The sequence below is a fragment of the Kordiimonas sp. genome (assembly GCF_965216265.1).
GTDB lineage: Bacteria > Pseudomonadota > Alphaproteobacteria > Sphingomonadales > Kordiimonadaceae > Kordiimonas.
The window spans coordinates 3,230,609-3,251,767 of sequence record NZ_OZ244153.1 but is presented as its reverse complement, the minus strand read 5'-3'; the positions used below and the strand labels follow the sequence as shown (position 1 = coordinate 3,251,767).

General features: G+C 56.5%; 18 protein-coding genes. 12 read left to right on the top strand and 6 right to left on the bottom strand.

All coding sequences use genetic code 11. The features are described 5' to 3' along the window. Position 1: 1 nt before the first annotated feature. From ACOOGA_RS14920 to ACOOGA_RS14905, 4 genes are read right to left on the bottom strand one after another with little or no spacing between them, the layout of a single operon-like run. Positions 2-1,537 (bottom strand): formate dehydrogenase beta subunit, encoded by a 1,536-nt coding sequence (locus tag ACOOGA_RS14920; RefSeq protein ID WP_417461525.1) that lies wholly within the window; start codon positions 1,535-1,537, stop codon positions 2-4. After that, on the bottom strand, positions 1,534-2,043 hold the full coding sequence (locus ACOOGA_RS14915; protein ID WP_417461526.1) for an NAD(P)H-dependent oxidoreductase subunit E: 510 nt from the start codon (positions 2,041-2,043) through the stop codon (positions 1,534-1,536). Before ACOOGA_RS14915 ends, ACOOGA_RS14920 begins: the two co-directional genes overlap by 4 nt. A 45-nt stretch (positions 2,044-2,088) precedes the next feature. Further along, positions 2,089-3,534: an amidohydrolase family protein gene (locus ACOOGA_RS14910; RefSeq protein WP_420428944.1), complete on the bottom strand. Its 1,446-nt coding sequence runs from the start codon at positions 3,532-3,534 to the stop codon at positions 2,089-2,091. Positions 3,535-3,591: 57 nt separating this feature from the next. Then, a complete protein-coding gene (locus ACOOGA_RS14905; protein ID WP_417461528.1) occupies positions 3,592-4,611 on the bottom strand; it encodes an AraC family transcriptional regulator in 1,020 nt (339 codons plus the stop codon). A 149-nt stretch (positions 4,612-4,760) separates the two neighbouring features. On the opposite strand from ACOOGA_RS14905, the gene ACOOGA_RS14900 reads away from it, so the two are divergent. The 4 genes from ACOOGA_RS14900 to ACOOGA_RS14885 all read left to right on the top strand — a co-directional run bounded on the left by ACOOGA_RS14900 (position 4,761) and on the right by ACOOGA_RS14885 (position 9,440). After that, a complete protein-coding gene (locus ACOOGA_RS14900; RefSeq protein WP_417461529.1) occupies positions 4,761-5,675 on the top strand; it encodes a bile acid:sodium symporter family protein in 915 nt (304 codons plus the stop codon). Then, positions 5,665-7,434, top strand: a complete 1,770-nt coding sequence (locus ACOOGA_RS14895; RefSeq protein WP_417461530.1) for an N-acyl-D-amino-acid deacylase family protein — start codon at positions 5,665-5,667, stop codon at positions 7,432-7,434. The genes ACOOGA_RS14900 and ACOOGA_RS14895 overlap by 11 nt, the downstream gene beginning before the upstream one ends. Before the next feature lie 6 nt (positions 7,435-7,440). Next, on the top strand, positions 7,441-8,196 hold the full coding sequence (locus ACOOGA_RS14890; RefSeq protein ID WP_417461531.1) for a TSUP family transporter: 756 nt from the start codon (positions 7,441-7,443) through the stop codon (positions 8,194-8,196). Between the two features lie 80 nt (positions 8,197-8,276). Then, complete coding sequence (locus tag ACOOGA_RS14885; protein ID WP_417461532.1) at positions 8,277-9,440, top strand: class I SAM-dependent methyltransferase; 1,164 nt, start codon at positions 8,277-8,279, stop codon at positions 9,438-9,440. 2 nt (positions 9,441-9,442) lie between these two features. Here the strand turns inward: ACOOGA_RS14885 and ACOOGA_RS14880 are convergent, their stop codons facing one another. Then, a complete protein-coding gene (locus ACOOGA_RS14880) occupies positions 9,443-10,054 on the bottom strand; it encodes a TetR/AcrR family transcriptional regulator (RefSeq protein ID WP_420428942.1) in 612 nt (203 codons plus the stop codon). A 108-nt stretch (positions 10,055-10,162) separates the two neighbouring features. On the opposite strand from ACOOGA_RS14880, the gene ACOOGA_RS14875 reads away from it, so the two are divergent. From ACOOGA_RS14875 to ACOOGA_RS14840, 8 genes are read left to right on the top strand one after another with little or no spacing between them, the layout of a single operon-like run. Next, complete coding sequence (locus ACOOGA_RS14875) at positions 10,163-11,050, top strand: SDR family oxidoreductase (RefSeq protein ID WP_417461534.1); 888 nt, start codon at positions 10,163-10,165, stop codon at positions 11,048-11,050. A gap of 1 nt (position 11,051) precedes the next feature. After that, entirely contained in the window at positions 11,052-12,659 is a 1,608-nt protein-coding gene (locus tag ACOOGA_RS14870; protein ID WP_417461535.1) for an acyl-CoA carboxylase subunit beta, read from the top strand. Positions 12,660-12,677: 18 nt separating this feature from the next. After that, positions 12,678-13,826 carry an acyl-CoA dehydrogenase family protein gene (locus tag ACOOGA_RS14865; RefSeq protein ID WP_417461536.1) on the top strand — a complete coding sequence of 383 codons (1,149 nt, stop codon included), beginning with the start codon at positions 12,678-12,680 and terminating at the stop codon, positions 13,824-13,826. Then, entirely contained in the window at positions 13,819-14,610 is a 792-nt protein-coding gene (locus tag ACOOGA_RS14860) for an enoyl-CoA hydratase/isomerase family protein (RefSeq protein WP_417461537.1), read from the top strand. The genes ACOOGA_RS14865 and ACOOGA_RS14860 overlap by 8 nt, the downstream gene beginning before the upstream one ends. Next, complete coding sequence (locus ACOOGA_RS14855) at positions 14,607-16,616, top strand: biotin carboxylase N-terminal domain-containing protein (RefSeq protein ID WP_417461538.1); 2,010 nt, start codon at positions 14,607-14,609, stop codon at positions 16,614-16,616. The genes ACOOGA_RS14860 and ACOOGA_RS14855 overlap by 4 nt, the downstream gene beginning before the upstream one ends. Then, complete coding sequence (locus tag ACOOGA_RS14850) at positions 16,613-17,482, top strand: 3-keto-5-aminohexanoate cleavage protein (RefSeq protein ID WP_417461539.1); 870 nt, start codon at positions 16,613-16,615, stop codon at positions 17,480-17,482. Before ACOOGA_RS14855 ends, ACOOGA_RS14850 begins: the two co-directional genes overlap by 4 nt. Positions 17,483-17,489: 7 nt before the next feature. After that, positions 17,490-18,668: an acyl-CoA dehydrogenase family protein gene (locus ACOOGA_RS14845; protein WP_417461540.1), complete on the top strand. Its 1,179-nt coding sequence runs from the start codon at positions 17,490-17,492 to the stop codon at positions 18,666-18,668. A 48-nt stretch (positions 18,669-18,716) separates the two neighbouring features. Next, positions 18,717-20,390, top strand: a complete 1,674-nt coding sequence (locus ACOOGA_RS14840) for an AMP-binding protein (RefSeq protein WP_417461542.1) — start codon at positions 18,717-18,719, stop codon at positions 20,388-20,390. Positions 20,391-20,418: 28 nt separating this feature from the next. On the opposite strand, the gene ACOOGA_RS14835 is transcribed toward ACOOGA_RS14840, so the two are convergent. Next, positions 20,419-21,090 (bottom strand): alternative oxidase, encoded by a 672-nt coding sequence (locus tag ACOOGA_RS14835; RefSeq protein ID WP_417461543.1) that lies wholly within the window; start codon positions 21,088-21,090, stop codon positions 20,419-20,421. Between the last annotated feature and the right edge of the window lie 69 nt (positions 21,091-21,159).

The following is a 21,159-nucleotide window of genomic DNA, read 5'->3' as shown; positions in this document are numbered from 1 at the left end:
CTCAATTGCCTCCTTTCTCATGTGAAGCGCCAAGCTCATCAGGGAACCAGCGCAAAATACTTTTCACCGGCACGGGCGTCATGCCGCCCATCGCGCAGAGGGAGCCATCTTCCATCACCTCAAGAAGGTCCTCCATCAAGGTGAGGTTGGTAGTGCGGTTCTCGTTCGCCATGACCTTGTCCATCACCTCAACTCCGCGCACGGCGCCAATGCGGCAGGGTGTGCATTTGCCGCAGCTTTCATGCGCACAAAACTCAAACGCATACCGTGCCTGCGCTGCCATATCAGTGCTTTCGTCAAACACCACTATACCACCATGGCCTACACCAGCGCCAATTTTTGCGAAGCTTTCATAGTCCATCGGCATATCCATTATGCTGTGCGGGATATAGGCACCAAGCGGCCCGCCCACTTGCGCAGCCTTAAGTTTTCCGCCTGAGCGCGTACCGCCGCCAAAATCTTCCACCAGTTCCTTGAGGGAAACCCCAAAGGCTTTTTCCACAAGCCCGCCGCGCTTGACGTTACCAGCGATCTGGAACGGCATGGTGCCAGTGGAGCGGCCCATACCAAAATCCTTATAAAAACCAGCGCCTTCCGCGAGGATGGTGGGCACGGAACAGAGCGAGATGACATTATGTACAAGGGTTGGTTTGCCGTTCAGCCCCTCAAGCGCAGGCAAAGGCGGTTTGGCCCGCACCTGCCCGCGTTTACCTTCAAGGCTATCCAGCAATGAGGTTTCTTCACCGCAGATATAAGCGCCTGCTCCCATGAACAGTTCAAGATCAAACGCCTTGCCACTGCCGAGGATATTGTCACCCAGCAAGCCCTCAGCGTAAGCAACCTCAAGCGCCTTGGTGAACACCTGCTTGGCGATCGGGTATTCCGAGCGCAAATAGACAAAACCCTTGTCTGCACCCGTACCAAGCCCCGCGACAATCATGCCCTCGATGAGGAGGAAGGGGTCACCTTCCATGATCATGCGGTCCGCGAAGGTGCCGCTATCGCCCTCATCCGCGTTGCAGACGATATATTTTTGTGTGCCCGGTGCGCCCAGCACGGTTTTCCATTTAATGCCTGCGGGGAAGGCCGCGCCGCCGCGCCCTCTCAGGCCTGACGCCATCACTTCTTCCGCGATGTCATGCGGTGCTTGCTCAATTGCTTTCCGAAGCCCTTCGAGCCCGCCGTGCGCCTTATATTCCTTGAGGTTCAGAGGGTCAGTGATGCCGCAGCGGGCGAAAATCAACCGCTCCTGATTCTTGTAAAACGGGATATCGTCGACCCGGCCCTGCTTAAGCGCATGGTCTCCGCCCTCAAGGAAGCCTGCCGCCGTCAAGCCTTCAACATCCGCAGGCGATACGGGACCATAGCCAATGCGGCCTTTTGCGGTTTCAACTTCAACAAGAGGCTCAAGCCAATGCATGCCACGGCTACCGGTACGCACAAGCTCAATGCCACTAAGCGTAGCAATTTTTTGCGCCACCTCGTCGGCACCAACGGCAACAGCGGCACTATCAAGCGGTATATAAACCTTGGTCATTCGCCTGCCTCCGCCACCAACTGGTCAAAGGCGGCTGTATCCACACGGCCCTTGGGAGCGCCGTCCATCATGATCGCAGGGCCAGAGGCACAAAGACCAAGGCAATATACAGCTTCAACCGTGAAACGGCCATCCGCGCTGGTCTCCCCGAGTGGAACGCCGAGCTTTTCGCAGGCATGTTTGGTGAGGCCGCGAGCGCCCACGGCCTGGCAAGCTTCAGCCTGACAAATACGGATAACATGCTCCCCCTTTGGTGCGCGGGTGAAGTCGTCATAAAAACTGATAACGCCCTTCACTTCCGCTTTGGTGAGGTTAAATGCGCTCGCGAGTTTTGGCAGCGCGGCGGCATCAACATAGCCATACGCCTGCTGCAAAGCGCCAAGCGCCTTCATCAGACCGCCCTGCTCGTCCACATGTTTCGCAATCAGCGTATCCATAGCGCCTATATTCTGCGCTTCCGCATCTGCCACTTCAAGCCCCTCCCGCACCCGTGATCCGGGCGTCAATTATGCTCGTGTATGGGTATTGGCGGGCACTTTTGTGCCCACCGTTTATTTCTTTACGGCCAGATCTGCGCGGATTTTGTCTGCAACCGCCTGTACCTTCTGGCGCAGCACGGCTTCATCAACCGTCAGCACCTTGCCGTCCGCCATCAAGACCTTGCCGTCCACAATGGTGGTAACAACATCCCGCGCGCCCGCCGCATACACAAGCTGGGACATGACGTCATACAGTGGGCTCAGCCGCAGGCTATCGAGTGAAACCTGTATCATATCCGCGCGTTTACCCACACTCAGGCTGCCGGTCACGTCGCCCAAGCCAACTGCCTCAGCGCCGCCAACAGTTGCCATCTTGAGGGCTGCGCGCGCGGGCACAACGGTCGGGTCACCACCATTACCCTTGTGCAGCAGGGCTGCAAGCCGCAGTTCTTCCCACATATCAAGGTCGTTGTTGGATGCGGCACCATCAGTACCGAGGCCCACTTTAACACCAGCTTCTAGCATGGCCGGAATGGGCGCTATACCTGCGGCGGTTTTGAGATTGGATGTGGGGTTGTGGATTGCACCAACCTTTGAGGACGCCAGCGCCTTGATGTCGCTTTCCCTTGGCCAGACAACATGCGCGGCCACAGTGGTCACGTCTGTCATGCCCACTTCGCTCATCAACTCGATCGACGTGATACCGTATTTGTCGCTTACCGTTTTCACCTCGGCCTTGTCTTCCGCGATGTGAATAGAAATGGGCACATCCAGCTCTTTTGCCTTCGCGGTCACCTGTACCAGATGCTCTTTTGAGACCGTATAGGGCGCATGGGGTGCGAGCGCCGGGGTGATGCGGCTGTGTTTGCCTTTCCATGCCTCAACAAATTCAACGCCCGCCTTGAAGCTATCATCCCAGCCCTTGAAACCGGGGCTTGGGAAATCAATCATCGGGGCGGATATCACCGCGCGCAAGCCGCAGCGGTCAACCACCCTGGCGATTACCTCGGGGTAAAAATACATATCCACAAAGCTGGTGGTGCCGCCCTGTATCATCTCCCAGCAAGCGAGTTCAGACCCGACCTCAATAAAGGCTGGGTCCACATAACGCCCCTCCATCGGGAAGATATATTCCTGCAGCCATGTCATCAGCGCGAGGTCATCTGCCATGCCGCGGAAAAGCACCATCGCTGAGTGGGTGTGGCCGTTGACAAAACCGGGCATAAGCACGCGGTTGTCGCCGGAGATGATCTCACTTGCCGCGTAGCTTGCGGTTATCTCGTCTGCGGTGCCAACAGCGACGATGGCACCATCTTGAACTGCCACAGCCCCATGCTCAATAACATCCTGCACACCGTCCATCGTCACCACATAACGGCCATGCACAATGGTATCGACCGCTCGCATATCCTCGGCTTCGCTCATCACCTTATATCCCTCAAATGACACCATGGCCGCACATATCATTGCGGCTTTCAGCATTTGTTTTAGCGCCACCTTGTCACCCTCTCTTTTCATATCCCTTACATGCTGGATAGATCATAAGCCGCCTGCTGCCAAGAATGCTACTCCTCATCAGCTTTCCCGCCCGTATTTCAGCTTGTGTTGCCGCCGGTATTCTGTTGGGGAAACGCCAGCCCAGCGGCCAAAGGCGCGCACAAATGCAGCAGGCTCGGAATACCCAAGCATGGCGGAAACCGCCTGCACGCTTGCATTTTGTCGAACCAGCAGCTGTTTCGCTTTTTCTTCACGAACGGCGGCGAGTATGTCGCGAAAGCTCATGCCTGCCCGTTCCAACTCCCGCTGCAGGGATCGCACAGATACGTTAAGCCCCAAGGCTGCATCCCGGATCGTCAACCCGGACGGTGGCTCACCCCCGCCCAGCTTTCCTGCAAGATAATGCTCAAGCCTTTTAGTCGTGGCGGCATTTTGCGGCATTTCCGCCTGCACATGTTCCTTGAGCATGGCGTGGAGCGCAGGGTTGGCATCGTTCATCGGCCGCATAAGCGCCTCACGTGGCCATGTCATCGCATGGGTAGCAGCACCAAAAACCACAGGTGCACCAAAGGCTTCTTCAAATACAGCGGCGTTCACGGGTTTCGCGCGCATCAGATACACCCGCGCAGGCGCCACACCGGGCGAGGCCCACCGCGCAAAGCGCGCAAACGGCAGCAGTACAGCCTCCGACCGCACTTCTCCCGCGCGCCAATCCGGCCTGATAGGCGTGTAAACCAACCTGCATTCATCCGCGCTTTCGCTCAGCTCGAACCGCCCTGCAGCGCCCACATATATGGCATAATCACACGCTGCACGAAGGGCGTCACCAACGGTCTCGCTTGTCACCAAAAGGTGGCCAAGCGAGGCATAAGTGCCGTACCGAACGCTTTGGCCGACGCGCAAACCCAGAAGGCCGTCTGGCGCCAGATCTGAGGCCGCAACCCACAGGGCCTCAGCGTCTTTTTCAGGGATGCGTTCGCTCTCACAAGGCACCGAAACACCAGCGGTTTGGTATAGTGTCTCAGCCGAAACGCCATAATCCCGCTCCAGCGTTTGGGCGAGGCTTGAGACATAACGGGTGAGTACAGTTTCAGGCATTCAGGTCCCCATTGGCGCAAAATATCAATTTTTAGACACCGACTGTCATTTCAAACACGGCAATCGTCAAGTAGATTTATCTAACCTCAGAGGGGAGGTGAAATGGGAAGGAGTTTGAGATTAGCACTCTCAGCCAGATCAACGACGCGGTGATCACGCTTGAGCCGGGCACGCGGCTTGGGCTCGCGATTGCCCTTGCGTTCACAATGTTTTCCGTCGCACTTGGGCTGAAGGCAGATGATTTCTCCTTCCTGCGCAATCATCCGCGCCGAGTTGCGATTGGTTTTCTGGCGCAGGTACTCGGCCTGCCACTGGTCACGCTGCTCATCCTGATGATTTTCAAACCCATCGCTGGTATCGCGCTTGGCATGCTGATTGTGGCGTGCTGCCCCGGTGGCAACGTCTCAAACCTGTTCACGCGCCTGAGCGGCGGCGATACCGCCTATTCTGTCACGCTCACCACCTGTTCCAGCATTTTTTCCGCGGCGCTTCTGCCATTCTCTGTACTGTTCTGGACCGGGCTTTATGCCCCAACGCGAGAACTGGTGAACACCATAGATCTGGACCGGGCCGCCTTCATTATCAACACCAGCCTCACACTTCTTATACCGCTTGCGCTTGGTATTTTCCTCGCCCATGCCCGGCCAAGCATGGCGATGCGGCTACAGAGAATTTTCATTCCAGTCGCCGTGTTGATCATCGCGGTCATTGTGGTGATTGGCCTTGCGAGCAACATGTCCCTGCTGCGTGACTTTGGCAGCGTGATCCTGCCCTATGTCATTGCACACAATGCTCTGGCCTTTGCACTCGGGGCCCTTATTGGCTTCGCGGCAAAGTTCAATGCCACCACCCGCCGCGCACTTGTGTTTGAGATCGGCATCCAGAACTCGGGCCTCGGGCTTCTCATCATGCTCAGCCAGTTTGGCGGGCTTGGGTCCGGCGCACTTATCCTCGCCACATGGGGCATATGGCATTTTATTGGCGGTTTTACTGTGCTTGCGATCTATCGGCTAGCACGCCGCAATCCACCCCCTATTATCCAGGAGAACACCCATGGCTTATGATCTGATCATCAAAGGCGGCACCGTATTTGACGGCACCGGCACAGACGGCTTTATTGCTGATGTCGCCATCAAGGATGGCATTATCAAAGCTATTGGCGATGTTGAAGGTGAAGCCGCGCGCACCATTGATGCGGGTGGTGCAATCGTCACTCCCGGCTTTATTGATTTGCACACCCATTATGACGGGCAGGTGTCGTGGGACGCTGATTTGCGCCCGAGTGTTAACCACGGCGTGACCACAGCTGTGATGGGCAGCTGCGGTGTTGGTTTTGCGCCCGTGCACGAGAAAGACCACACCCGGCTTGTACGGTTGATGGAAGGGGTTGAAGACATCCCCGGCACCGCGCTTGCGGAAGGCCTGACCTGGAACTGGGAAAGCTTTGGCGACTATATGGACGCGATTGATTTCCCGCATGCCATCGACTTTGCAGCACAAGTGGTGCACGACCCGCTGCGGGTTTATGTGATGGGAGACCGCGCTGTCTCTGGCGAGCCTGCCACGGCTGATGATATCGCCAAAATGCGTGAGCTAACCCGAGCCGCCCTTGAAGCTGGCGCCGTGGGTTTCTCAACCGGACGCTCAGACGTGCACCGCACCGCTGACGGTGAATGGACACCGGCATCTGAAGCCACCAAAGATGAACTGGTTGGCATTGCCGAAGCCTTTCAGGGGCTTGAACATGGCGTATTGCAGGCGGTGAATGATTTTGACCTTGAACGCGGCGATCCCACAGCCTTTGACCGCGAATTTGGCTTGCTGGAAGCTTTCGCTGGGGCCGCAGGCGGGCGGCCGTTTTCGCTCTCCCTCATGCAGCGGGATTTTGCGCCGAAGCAGTGGAAGGACATCATGGCTCGCGCCGAAGCCGCCGAAGCGAAAGGCATCCCCATGCGGCTGCAAGTGGCACCGCGCGGTATTGGCGTGGTGCTGGGCCTTCAGTGCACCTTCCATCCGTTCATTGGTTTCCCAAGCTACAAGAAAATCAGCCACTTGCCGCTTGACGAGCGTGTGAGCATCATGCGCGATCCCGCGTTCAAGGCACAGTTACTTTCTGAAACTTCCGAGAAAGTAGCCGGGGACGGCACCGCCATTCCGCCCCTTGCAGATACCTTGTTGCAGCAGATCGTTTTCATTTCCTGCAAAATGTTCAAGCTGGGCGAAAACCCGGACTATGAGCAAGGCGTTGAACACTCGGTCTACAAGATGGCAGAAGCTGCAGGTGTGCCGCCGCTTGAGAAAATATACGATATTTTACTCGAGAAAGACGGGCGTGAGTTCCTCTACTTCCCGATCTATAATTATACCGACCTGAACTATGAGGCTGTGCACACAATGATGAGCCACCCGCAGGCGATCATGGGACTATCAGACGGTGGCGCGCATGTGGGCACTGTATGTGATGCCAGCTTCCCCACCTATCTGATCGCGCACTGGACACGGGACCGGGCCAAGGGCGCAAAGATAGCACTCCAGCGTGCGGTCCAGATGCTGACCGCCGACCTGGCCGACTATATCGGTTTCAAGGACCGTGGCCGCCTGCAAGTTGGCCTCAAGGCCAATATCAACGTGATTGACCATAAAGGCCTACGCCTTCACGCACCGCATATGGTGCAGGACCTGCCTGCGGGCGGGCAACGCCTGCTGCAGGAAGCAACAGGCTATATTGCAACAATCGTGAACGGGCAGATCGTTATTGAAAACGACAAGCTTACCGATGCGCGCCCCGGACGGCTTGTACGCCTCGGCCAGAAAGCAGCATAGCCCTTGATGACAGAGATATTTGCGGACGTCAGCCTGTGGGCACTTGCGGGCATGGCGGCCGCCATCCTGCTGGCCGCTGTTCTGCGTGCTTTCACTGGTTTTGGTTTTGCGCTCGCAGCCCTGCCGGTGCTCAGCCTGTTCCTGAGCCCCACGACGGCGGCAAGCGTGATCGTGCTGCTGACGCTTGCTATCTCAATACAAACCCTGCCCTCATACCGGGCTGATGTGCCGCTGCGTACCATGGGCGGCATGCTGGTACTTTCAGCCGTGGGCACGCTTGGTGGCACCTACCTGTTGCTGCTCTTCAGCGCAGATACTTTTCGCCTGTTGATCGGGCTCACCGTCATGCTCGCTTGTGTGCTGCTCATGCGTTTCAAACCCGCACCACACCGGGAAGGCGGCACCTATGGCCTCATGGCCGGGCTGTCATCGGGTTTGATGAATGGTGCACTTGCGATCCCCGGGCCACCGGTCATTATTTATGCTATGGCCGTGTATAGTGAAGCGCGCAAAAGTCGCGCCTTCCTGATGGGCTTTTTCCTGATTTCGGCGGCCCTCGCCACGCTCACCTATTCGTTTGAGGGCATCATGGGCCTAAAGGAATTATCTTTCGCGCTCGTCGCATACCCGGCAATGCTGATTGGGGACAAAGTCGGCGCAACACTGTTTGAAAAGCATGGCACGGCTACGCACCGCAAGATCGCCATTCTCGCCCTGTTCGCCATTGGCCTTAGCGTTGCGGCTGCATCTATCTACAGATAATCCATCAACCAAGTTCGACCTTGTATGCCGGGGTGAAATGCTGTTTTCTTAACCCCAAACAACAGTGGAAGGGGGAATATATGGCTGAATTTGATACCTGCATGATCTGCGGCAACACAAATTTTGAAGCCATGAAGTCTTCCAATTGGGTGATCACCGGCATCGGTGATGTTCCCGTGCAATTTGGGACGTGCCGGGACTGCGGCCATATTTTCCAGAACCCGTTGCCGGCACTTGAAACCATTGAGGCCTTCTATACGGAGTTCTCGAATTATCTGAAACCGGATCCAAACTGGGTACCGCCTGAGACGCCGGAGACGCCGACGTCTGCTCGCCTTATTGACCTCGCCAATCACTTCAAGCCAGAAAAAGGCACCGTGTATGAGATTGGCTGTGGCTCCGGCATGCACCTTTATTACTTCCAGAAAGACGGCTGGAATGTGCAAGGGTGTGAGCCTTCACCCGATGCTGGCGCACAGGCACAGGCCCTTCTGAACAGCAAAATCGATATCGCCTTCGCGAGCGATTGCCTGACCGGTTCGCCCAAATATGATGTCGTGACGCTTAGCCATGTGCTTGAACATGTGCCGGACCCGCGTGCGCTACTTGAGCTTGCCCGTGATCAGGTCGCTGATGACGGTGTGTTCATTCTTGAGGTACCCTGTGCACGGCAACCCTCAAGGCTTTGCATCGGCTGGCTCGCGCTCGAACATCTATCTTACTTCTCGGAGCCTGTGCTGACACGGCTAATGGAAGAAACCGGCTTTGAGGTATTGCAAATCATCATCGATGATCTCAACCCCAAATACCCAACCATCACGGTCGCAGCCCGGCCATGTAAAAATGCGGGCGAGGGAAACACACCTTACCTCAATGCCTTTCCCGTCAACCGTGACATGCTGGCAAAACATATCCAGATAGACACTCAGCACTGGAACCGCGTGAACGAACGTTTCGCGCACGTGAACGATGCCTATATCTGGGCCGCGGGCGTGCATACCGCGCAGCTGTTCAGCGAAACGTCGATCCTCTCAACAGTAAATATCAAAGCCCTTGTTGACAGCAGCCCCTTAAAGACCGGCAAGAAGCAAGGGCCGTACAATATCCTGAGCAAGGAACAGTTTTTCAAAGCCTATAAAGGCGAGCATGTGATTATCTCGTCCTATGCGTCCGAGAAGGCTATCGCTGATACGCTTAAAAGTGACGGTATCTCTGAGGATAAGATCGTCAGGCTCTACACCTGAGATTATTCACGCGCCTTGTGCAGGAAGCTACCGCACACTTCATCGGCCAGCATATCAAGTGACATATCACCGTCTGGCCGGTACCAATTGCGGGTCCAGGCCAGCGCACCACGAATAAGCTGTCGCGCGACCTTGGGCTGTGAACTCAGCAGCCCTCGTGCATCGCAGCCCTCAAGCGCCGCATCCCAGCATTTTTCATAAGAACCGTCCCGGAGCGCAAGCACCTTTTCACGCGAAACCTCATCAAGGCTGCGCCATTCATCCACAAGAACATAGGCCGCCTGCCCGTCTTCCCGGTGGATAGAATAAAGCTCGCAAAGGATCAGCGCTTTTAGTTGCGCCACTGGTTCAGTTATGCCCTCAACGGCCTTTTCAGCACGCACACCCATGTCGCGAGTCGTCATCGCCATGGCGGTAAAGAGGATTTCCTGCTTGTTCTTGAAATGGTGAAACAAGCTGCCTGAAAGGATGCCAGTTGCCGCCGCAATGTCGCGCACCGTCGTGCGTTCAAAGCCTTTTTCATAAAATAAATCAATGGCCTTAGCCACAATACGGGCTTTGGCAGGGCTGATAGTTTGCGCGCGTTGAGCGCTACTTTTCACAAGGTCATCCATTCCATGAGCTTATTACAGATGCTTTTGATTGACAACCAAGCGCTTGCTTGTTTTTATATTAATGGGAAGAATTAAAATATTACACACCGACAAGGGAGTGGACCGACCATGCAGGACGGCACACAAGGCTACAATTCGGTATTCAGGCCGGGGCTTTTCACAGGCAAACGCATTATCGTTACCGGTGGTGGCAGCGGTATTGGCCGATGCACCGCGCACGAGCTTGCGCATCTTGGTGCCCATGTGATCATCACAGGGCGAAACGAAGAAAAGCTGCAAACCGTTGTGGATGAAATCACCGCAGATGGCGGTACCTGCGCCTATAAAGCGTTTGATATTCGTGACGAAGAAGCCGTGAAAGCGGCGATCTCAGACCTCGTGAAGGATGAAGGCCCTATCACTGGCCTCGTCAACAACGCAGGCGGGCAGTACCCTTCTCCACTTGAGGCCATTTCCACAAAAGGGTTTGAAGCAGTGCTGCGCACCAATGTTGTCGGTGCGTTCAATGTTTCGCGTGAACTTGTCACCCAGTCCATGAACAAAACGGGCGGTGCGATTGTCAACATCACCGCAGATTTCTGGGGCGGCATGCCCACCATGGGGCACTCAGGCGCCGCGCGTGCAGCCTGTGACAATTTCACCAAAACCGCCGCCGTGGAATGGGGGCGTTTTGGCATTCGCACCAACTCTATTGCGCCGGGTTGGGTGGCATCTTCAGGCTTTGATACATATGACGACCCCGGCGTGCAGGCCATGCTGCCGCAGCTCAAAAACATGGTACCGCTAGGGCGCATCGCGACAGAGGCTGAGATCGCATCCGCTATCATATTCCTGCTGTCAGACGGCGCTAATTTCATATCAGGCGCTAGCCTGCGCGTAGACGGTGGCGGCAGCCTCTTTAGCCCGCTGTTCCCGCCACAAGGCGCAAAAAACAGCGAGAGCTATCAGGGTTTTCACCGGTACACACCGCCTAAAGCCCTGAGGACGAGTGACTGATATGCCAGTGATAGAAAGCAAACTAGACACCACGTCAGCAAGCTTCAAAACCAATGAAGCTGCCATGCAGGTACAGCTTGACGAGATTGGCCGCATTGAAGCGCTCAAGTCTGCCGCACAGGAGAAAGCCCGCCCGCTTTTTGACAAGCGCGGCAAGCTACTACCCAAGGAACGGCTGGCGTTGCTGCTGGATAAAGGCGCGCCATTTCTGGAGCTTTCCGCCCTCTCCGGCTACCTGATGTATGATGACAAGGACGGCTCTGGCGCTGGCGGTTCCATCGCGGGCATCGGGTACGTGAGCGGCAAACGCTGTATGGTGATTGTATCCAACAGCGCCGTTAAAGGCGGCACGGTAACACCCGCAGGGCTCAACAAATCCTTGCGCCTGCAAGCCATCGCGCTCGAGAACAAGCTACCTATCGTTGGTTTGATGGAAGGCGGCGGCGCCAACCTGCAGCATGTGTCTGATATGTTTGTCGAAGGCGCGCGCAGCTTTGCCAACCAGGCACGGCTATCCGCCGCAGGTATCCCGCAAATCACCGTGGTGCATGGCAGCTCCACAGCGGGTGGCGCCTATCAGCCCGGCCTGTCTGACTATGTGGTGATGGTGCGCGGGCGCTCAAAAGTTTTCCTCGCCGGGCCACCACTTCTCAAGGCCGCAACAGGCGAGATCGCCAATGACGAAGACCTTGGCGGCGCAGAGTTGCACGCAGAGGTTACCGGCACGGCGGAATATCTGGCAGAAGATGACGCAGACGGTATCCGATACGCGCGCGAGATCATGGCCCGCCTGCCATGGAGGGAACCCACGAAGGCAGACCAGCCCTATACCGAGCCAGCCTATGCCCCAGACGAGTTGATCGGCGTTGTGCCCGCCGACGCCAAAACACCATACGACGTGCGGGAGGTTATGGCCCGGCTGGTGGACAGCTCCGACTTTCTGGATTTCAAGAACGATTATGACCCACAAACGGTTTGTGGGCATGCAGCTATCGCAGGTGAAACCATCGGTATCATTGGCAACAATGGCCCGATCACCCCCAAAGGTGCTACCAAAGCCGCTCATTTTGTACAGCTGTGCGACCAGGCGGGTGTGCCCATCCTTTTCCTCCACAACACCACAGGCTTTATGGTGGGTAAGGACGCTGAAGCTGGCGGCGTGGTCAAGCACGGCTCCAAGCTTATTCAAGCGGTGACCAATGCGCGTGTGCCGCGCATCTCCATCCATATTGGTGGCAGCTATGGCGCTGGCAACTACGCCATGTGCGGCCGCGGTGTAGACCCGCGGTTTGTGTTCTCATGGCCCAACGTGAAAACCGCTGTTATGGGCGGCGCGCAAGCGGGCATGGTGCTGAAGATTGTTGGGCTTGAGAAGGCCAAACGCATGGGCGTTGAGGCGGATGAGGCCCAGCTTGAAAAACTGGAGGCTGCGACCGCAACGCAGATGGATGCTTGCTCGACAGCGCTATATGGCAGCGCGCGACTTTGGGACGACGGCATTATCGACCCGCGTGATACCCGCAAGCTTCTAACCTACCTCCTCGATATCTGTCGGGACGCGGACAACCGCGCTCTCCGGCCCAACACATTCGGCGTCGCACGCTTCTAGAAAACACAGGGAAGACACATGATTTTTACAACGGAACATAATGAGCTGAGGCGCACCGTCGCCCGTTTTGTGGATGAAGAGATCAACCCGCATGTGGACGCGTGGGAAGAAGCAGGCATTTTCCCTGCCCATGAGCTGTTTAAAAAAATGGGTGACCTCGGCCTCTTGGGCATCTCGAAACCCGAGGAATACGGTGGGCTTGGGCTTGATTATTCCTACGAGATGGTGCTGGCGGAGGAACTCGGCGGCATCAACTGCGGCGGCGTGCCTATGGGCATCAGCGTGCAAACCAACATGGCTACACCTGCGCTCGCACGCTTCGGGTCAGACGAGCTGAAACGCGAGTTTCTGGCACCAGCGATAGCGGGCGACATGGTGTGCTCCATCGCAGTGTCCGAACCGCATGCAGGCTCCGACGTGGCGGCCATCTCAACCACTGCTGTAAAAGACGGTGACGACTATGTCATCAACGGTACAAAGATGTGGATCACCAACTCCACACAGGCCGATTTCCTGTGCTTGCTGGCTAACACTGGCGACGCACCCGCACACAAAAACAAATCTCTGATCGTTGTGCCAACCAATAGCAAGGGTGTTTCCTTCTCTGAGAAGCTGAACAAGCTTGGCATGCGCTCCTCAGACACCGCACAAATTTTCCTCGATGATGTGCGTGTGCCACAGCGCCATCTGATCGGCAATGAGGGTGACGGCTTCCGCATGCAGATGATGCAGTTTCAGGAAGAGCGCCTGTGCGCCGCCATGCTCGGCCCGAAAGGCATGAGCAACACCATTCAGGCAACCATTGATTATGCCCGCGACCGCAAGATTTTCGGCGGCAGCGTGCTTGATAACCAGGTGGTGCAATACCGGCTTGCGGAACTACAGACAGAGGTAGAGGCGTTACGTGCCCTGATCTGGCACGCGACCGAGGCTTATGTGAACGGTGAAGATGTCACCAAACTTGCCACCATGGCCAAACTGAAAGCAGGCAAGCTCGGGCGCGAGGTGCCGGACGCCTGCCTGCAATATTGGGGCGGCATGGGCTTCATGTGGGACAACCCGGTTTCCCGCTCATATCGCGATGGCAGGCTCACAAGCATTGGCGGCGGGTCGGACGAGACGATGCTCCGTATCCTCACCCGCATGATGGGCATGGGCAATGGCTGAAGATACTATTCTCACGGCCCGGTCAGATGGGGTGCTAACCGTCACCCTGAACCGACCACAGGCAAAAAATGCGATGAATTTCGCCATGGTCGACGCACTGATAGGCGCCTTTGACGATGCCGCAACAGATGACGCAGTACGCGTCGTGGTGCTCAGGGGCACAGATGGTGTGTTCTGTGCGGGCGGAGACCTGAAAGATATGGGCAGCAGCGCGCAGAACAAGGCGGATGTCGCTAAAGGCAATCGCCGTTTTGGTGAGCTGCTCGAAGTCGCGCAGGCGTTTCCAAAATCCCTGATCACGGTGTGTGAAAAAGCCGCCATGGGTGGTGGCTTCGGTCTCGTTTGTGTTTCCGATATCGCTATCGCGGAAAGCGGCTGCCGCTTTGGCATGCCCGAGGTAACGCTGGGCATATTACCTGCCCAAATCGCCCCCTTTGTCCTGGCCCGCATCGGCCTTACAGAAACCCGACGCCTTGCGCTCACGGGTCACATCATCGACGGTGACGACGCAAAAAAAGTTGGGATTGCGCATTATAGCGAACAGGGAAATGCCGCACTCAAGGAACGCCTCAATATCGTTATAAAACAATGCCTTAAATCCGCGCCAAACGCTGTGCGTGCGACAAAAAAACTGCTTCTTGAAACGGCCCAAGCTGTCAGCCCCGAAACACTGGATATGGCGGCAGAGATGTTCGCGGACGCACTTTTAGGCGATGAAGGCCGTGAAGGCACCCTCGCCTTCCGTGAAAAACGCCGCCCTTCGTGGACGGAGGAAATAACGTGAGCATCAAACCCATCAAGCGCCTGCTGATCGCAAACCGTGGCGAAATTGCCATCCGCATCATTCGTGCCGCCAAAAAACTCGGTATTCAGACAGTTGCGGTTTATTCGGAAGCTGACGCAATCGCCCAACATGTAAAACAAGCGGATCAAGCCATTTGCATAGGCCTGGCGCCCGCAGCCCAGTCTTACCTTTCTATTGCCAACATTCTTGATGCGATGAAGGCGAGCGGCGCGGATGCAGTTCATCCCGGATATGGGTTTCTGTCAGAAAATGCTGATTTCGCCAAAGCGATCACAGACGCCGGGCATATATTTGTTGGGCCAAGCGCAGACGTGATTGCCAAGATGGGTGACAAACGCGCGGCACGCCATATCGCACAGGCGGCAGGCGTGCCCGTAGTGCCCGGATATGACGGCGAAGACACGGACGATGCTCTATTGCTCGCAGAAGCCAACCGCATCGGCACACCCCTGATGATCAAGGCGACGGCAGGCGGCGGCGGGCGCGGCCTCAGGCGCATTGACGAGATGAGCGAATTTCATGAAGCGCTGCGGAGCGCGCGGCGTGAGGCAGGTGCGGCCTTTGGCAGCAGCGCAGTGATGCTGGAGCGCATGATTGAGAGTGCGCGCCATGTTGAGGTGCAGATACTGGCCGACACCTTTGGCACAGTCCTGCATCTCTATGAGCGCGACTGCTCCGCACAGCGCAGGCACCAGAAGGTGATTGAAGAAGCACCCTGCAGCACGATTGACGACAAAACGCGCGACGGCCTGTTAACCGCGGCCGTTAAACTGGCGGAATCAGTGGGTTACACCGGTGCCGGCACGGTTGAATTCCTTGTTGATGAAGCAGGTGATTTCTATTTCCTTGAAATGAACACCCGGCTGCAGGTTGAACATCCGGTCACCGAGATGATCACGGGCATTGACCTTGTCGCCGCGCAAATTGAAGTAGCTGAAGGCAGAAAACTTGAACTAGTCCAAGAGGATATCACCATCCGGGGGCACGCTGTTGAGGCACGGCTTTATGCAGAAGACCCAAGCAATGGCTTCATGCCGCAAACCGGCACACTGGGCCATTTCGACCTCGCACAGTGCGGCGCAGGTGTGGCGAAAGTGTGCGCGAATGTGCGGCGCGACTGTGGCGTAATTGAAGGCGATACTGTGTCGCCGTTTTATGACCCCATGCTTGGAAAACTCATTGCGTACGGTGACACCCGCGACAGTGCGATAGCCGGGCTCTCCGCGCTCCTCCGCGATAGCCGTATTGCGGGTGTGACAACCAACAAAGCATACTTGAACAGCATTCTGGGTTCAGATGAATTCCGTAGCGGCAAAACACGCACCCACAGCCTCGACAGTGCAGAGCCTCAGCCTCCAATGTCAACGGAAGTGCAAGCCATGCTTGCCGCTGCACTGCTGGAACTTCAGGCGCTGGTGGCATGTCCAATGCCCGGTCTGGCGGCATGGCGCACCAACTTTGACGCTCATGACCGATTTATTATTGAGGTAGACGGCCAGCGTTATCCGGTGGACGTTACCCCGGTGCAAACGGAAAACGGATGGCAAATCAACTCAAGCCTCGACCATAAAACCAAACAAACGGTCTGTATTGAAGAAAATACCTACCGATTGGATGGGAAAAAAGAGCGTTTCGCCCGCTATAGTAATGGCACCCACCAATATTTTGACATTGGTGACCACCATATTGCCGTGCGGGATATCACCCACGCACCAGCAGAAAACAGCGCTAAAGGCGGCACCGGTATACTGAAGGCGCCAATGGACGGTCAGGTTGTCGCCGTCGCGGTTGAAACTGGCACGCACGTTAATGCGGGCGACCTTATCTGCGTGATCGAGGCCATGAAAATGGAACATCACATCCGCGCTGATATGAACGGCACGGTCTCAGACATTCAGGCCAAGGTTGGCGACCAGGTCAAAAGCCGGGCGCACCTTGGCACAATCAAACCAGACACTTCGAATACGAGGATTGAGAACTCATGACAGACAAAGTGATCCTGACCTGTGCGCTTACCGGCGTGCTAACAGACCCAAAGGCCCACAACGTGCCTGTCACGCCGGAAGAAATGGCCAAAGAGGCCAAGGCCGCGTATGACGCTGGTGCCACTATCATGCATTGCCACTATCGTCAGCAGGGCGACGGTAAAGGCCACCTCCCTTCTTGGGACGGTGCACTCGCGCTTGAGATTAATGAAGCCATCCGCGCTGCATGCCCGGGTGTTGTGATCAATATGACCACCGGTGTTGTAGGGCGCGACCAGAACGATGTGCTGGAGTACCTCGCGCACTGCAAGCCCGAAATGGCAGCCTTGAACGCTGGCACGCTTAATTACCTGAAAACCAGACGGGACGGTAGTTGGGCATGGCCACCCATGACCTTCCAGAACCCTGTGGACAAGGTGGCCGAAATTCTGGCTGTAATGAAAGAACATAACATCGTGCCGGAGTTTGAGTGCTTCGATATCGGTATCTTGCGCTCTGTCGGGCTTTATATTCACAACGGCATGGTAGACCACGCTGATGTAAACTTCGTCATGGGCGTTGCCTCGGGCATGCCGTGCGATGCGGACCTGTTACCGCTCCTCATCAAGTACCGGCCCGAAGGCAGCCCATGGCAGGCCACACTGATTGGCCGCGCAGACGTGTGGCCCGTGCACCAAAGGGTCGCGGAGCTTGGCGGCAACCTGCGCACCGGGCTTGAGGATTGTTTCTACCTGCCAAATGGCGACAGGGCTCGCTCAAACGGTGAGATGATCACCGCCCTTGCAAAATGCGCGGAAAACGCCGGGCGCAGCATCTCGTCGCCTGAAGAAACCCGGGCCACTATCAAATCACAAGCCTGGAGGTAGAAACACCATGCGCATAGACCTCAAAACCTTCGGCTTTTCAGAGGATCATCAGGCGATTTATGACAGCGCCTGGAAATACGCTGAAAAAGAACTGCACCCCCTGCTTTCCCGCATGGACGATGAAGACTGGTTCCCGGACGCCGAGTACCGCGCGATGGCAGACGCTGGCATGCTGGGCACCACCATCCCCGAAGAGCTTGGCGGCGCGGGCCTCGATTTCATCTCGCAAGCGCTGGTGTCTGAGGCGTTTTCCTACTGGAACCACTGCCTCTCCGCCAGTTGGGGTTCAAGCGAAAACCTGTGCATCAACAATATTGTCCGCAATGCAAATGACGCTCAAAAAGCCAAATATCTGCCTCGTTTCCTGAAAGGGGCTATCGGGGCACTTGGCCTCACGGAACCGGGCGCGGGCTCAGATGCGCTCGGCTCTATGGCAACAACCGCCACGCGCGACGGTGACCATTATGTGCTCAATGGCCGCAAGATGTTTATCACCAATGGGCCGGTGGCCGATATCCTGCTCATCTACGCCAAAACCAACCCGAGCGCAGGCGCGCACGGCATATCTGCTTTCATTGTGGAAAAAGAATTCCCCGGTTTTCAGGTCGCCCAAAAGCTTGATAAAATGGGCTGGCGCGGCAGCCCGACCGGCGAACTTGTTTTTGATGATTGCCGCGTGCCCGCTGAAAATCTTGTCGGGGCTGAGAACGGCGGTGTTGCTGTTGTGATGAGCGGGCTGAATATCGAGCGGGTATTGCTGTGTGTTTCCACCATCGGCGTGGCACAGCGTGCGCTTGATCTTTCAGTCGCCTACGCAAAAGAACGTCAGCAGTTTGGCAAACCCATCGCGCATTTCCAGCTTGTGCAAGGCCTTTTGGCTGACATGTATACGGATGTGGAGACCATGCGTGCAACCAGCTATCAGCTCCTGAAGGAAGTGAATAATCTGGAGCGCGGCGGCGGCGGGCGGGGGCCCGTGCATATGCGCACGGCCATGACAGCCCTGCACACCGGTCGCGCACTGATGCGGGTTCTGGACAGCGCCGTGCAAATCCATGGCGGCATGGGTTTCATGCGCGAGACGGAGGTGAACCGCCTGTATCGCAGCGGTAAGGTGATTGAAATTGGCGCTGGCACCAATCAGGTGCGACAATCCATCATCGCACAGGAAATGTTGAAGGCTTAACGGGCACAAAAACAAAAGGTAAGCACAATGCATGACGGGGGAACAGGCATGACAGATCAACAAATCGCATCAGGCCATGTGCTTGAGAACATTGCCCACTGGCGCAATGTCCAGTCCGACACACCGTGGCTTGTGGACATGAAAGGCGGCCAGCCAGGGCAGACATTCACATGGGCCGAAGGTGGTGCGGTTATCGATAAAGCGTCGTGTGCCATCAAAGCCACGCTGAAGGTGGCGGGCAAAAAAGCCGCGATCCTTTCCCGCAACCGCGCGCACTGGATACTGGCGGACCTTTCCATCCTGAGCGCAGGCATGACCACGGTGCCGGTATTTACCACCATGCGCCCGGAAACCTTCCACTACGTGCTGGATTTTGCGGGTGTTGAGCTTCTGTTTCTGGGCGAAAGCGCAAACTGGGGTGAAGTGAAAGCGCACCTGCCGGGCGGCATCACCATCATTACCCTGCCGGGCGTGGACACGGCGGAGGGTGACATGACGTGGGATGAGTTCCTGCGACTTGGCGACAGTGTACCAACCCCCAAAGTGGATACAGACGCTGTCGCCACGATCATCTTCACCTCTGGCACGACAGGCAAACCCAAAGGGGTGATGCACAGCCTGAGCACGCTTGAGCGGGCGACAGATGGCTTGGTGGAAGAGACAGAATCCACGCCAAGTTGGCGCTTCTTCTCATACCTGCCGCTGGCGCACCTGGCTGAACGGCTGGTTATTGAGCTGCATTCTATCCGCGTTGGTGGCACCATCCATTTCAATGAAGGACTGGAGAGCTTTGGCGCTGACCTCCAGTATGCCAAACCTGACTATTTCTTCGGTGTACCAAGCATATGGGAGAAAATGGTGCAGGCCGTTCTCGCGGGCGCTGGCGGTGATGCGGCGGCGCTTAAAGCCGCCCTCACCGGGCCAAATGCCGCGATGGTTGCGGCAGGCGTGCGGGAAAAACTTGGCCTCGCGAGCGTGAAATCAATGCTCTCTACCACAGCACCGGTGCCGCCCGCGATCAAGGAATGGTTTGATCTTTTTGGCCTGAGCCTGCTTGACGGTTACGGCCAGACAGAAATCTTGCCCATCACCACCACGTCAGGGCATGAGCCACGCAAAGGCAGTGTTGGCAAGGCAACAAGCGGTGTTGAACTGAAGCTGACAGAAGAAGGCGAGCTTCTGGTGCGCGGTCCGGGCCGCAGCCTTGGGTATTATAACGCGCCAGACAAAAACGCTGAGACCTTCCAGGGAGACTGGGTTCACACCGGTGACCGCGCCTTTATTGACGAGGACGGCTATGTATTCCTCCGCGGCCGGGTCAAGGAAACCTTCAAAACCGGTAAGGGCAAATATGTTGCCCCCGGCCCGATGGAAACCGAATTTCAGCAATCCGAGTATGTGGAGCAGACCTGCATCGTTGGCCACGGGCTACCGCAGCCGGTCGCCCTGATCGTGCCGTCTGAGACAGCACGCGCTTTAGACGCCGCCGAGCTTGAGGCCAAAATCATGGCCCTGACCATGCACATTAATGAAGCAGCGGAGAAACACGCCCGTATTGGTGCCATACTCATCTGCCTTGAACCCTGGACGATTGAAAACGCCATACTGACCCACACAATGAAAGTGCGGCGCAGCCATGTACTTGACCGGTTCGAGAAGCATATAAGCGACGTGGCGTCAAGGATCAGCGGTTCTCACGTTGAGCTGACTTACGCGGACTAACCCTCTCAGCCAGTCGGCCTAGCCACAATCAGGTCGCATGACCCACAGGTTGTTTGCCACTGGCGAGCGCGTTGGCAAAATCATGGTTCCTGTCCCGGTGCCCTGCCTCATCAGCGCGCACGGCCTTCACAACATCGGCCAGCCTTGCATCTGGTGGCAAGTCCCAATAGTCAATAGCAATCTGCGGCGCAGGTAGATCTTCATGCCGCCCGGCTTCAATTTCCGCCAAATACTGGCTGTAGCTTGTGACAGCCTCTTCCTCGAAGTACCCCACCACTCGATGTGCGGTCTTTGGCGCGAACAGATAGAGGAAAAAGTAGCAGTTATAAAATATAAGCTGCACAACCATGATTAGGGCGCGTTCAAGAAAGCTTGGTTTGGCAATCTCGATGAAGGTCATCAGGTGCATGCGCTCATTTTCGGCTTCTTCAAGCAGCTCACGGATGAAACCTTCATCATCCCTGATCTGGCGCAGGCATTTGAGGTGCTGCAAAAGCCCCCCCACCATACCGGGCACCGCAGCTACTGTTTCAAGAACAACGGCCCGGTGGCCATACCGCTTGGCGAAAAAGGTATCCGCGAAGAACCGCAGGAATTTCACAAAGGTAAAAGCAAGGCGGTCGCTCAGGTTTTGAACCTCATGATGCACGCCCGTAACAGGCGCCCTGTTGGCTGTGCCTTGTTGTGCTTTTGCTTTCATCGCATGCCTCCTTGGTTGCGTTGCCGCCAGACGACCAGCTCAGAACAAACCTTGGCCTCGTGCGACCCC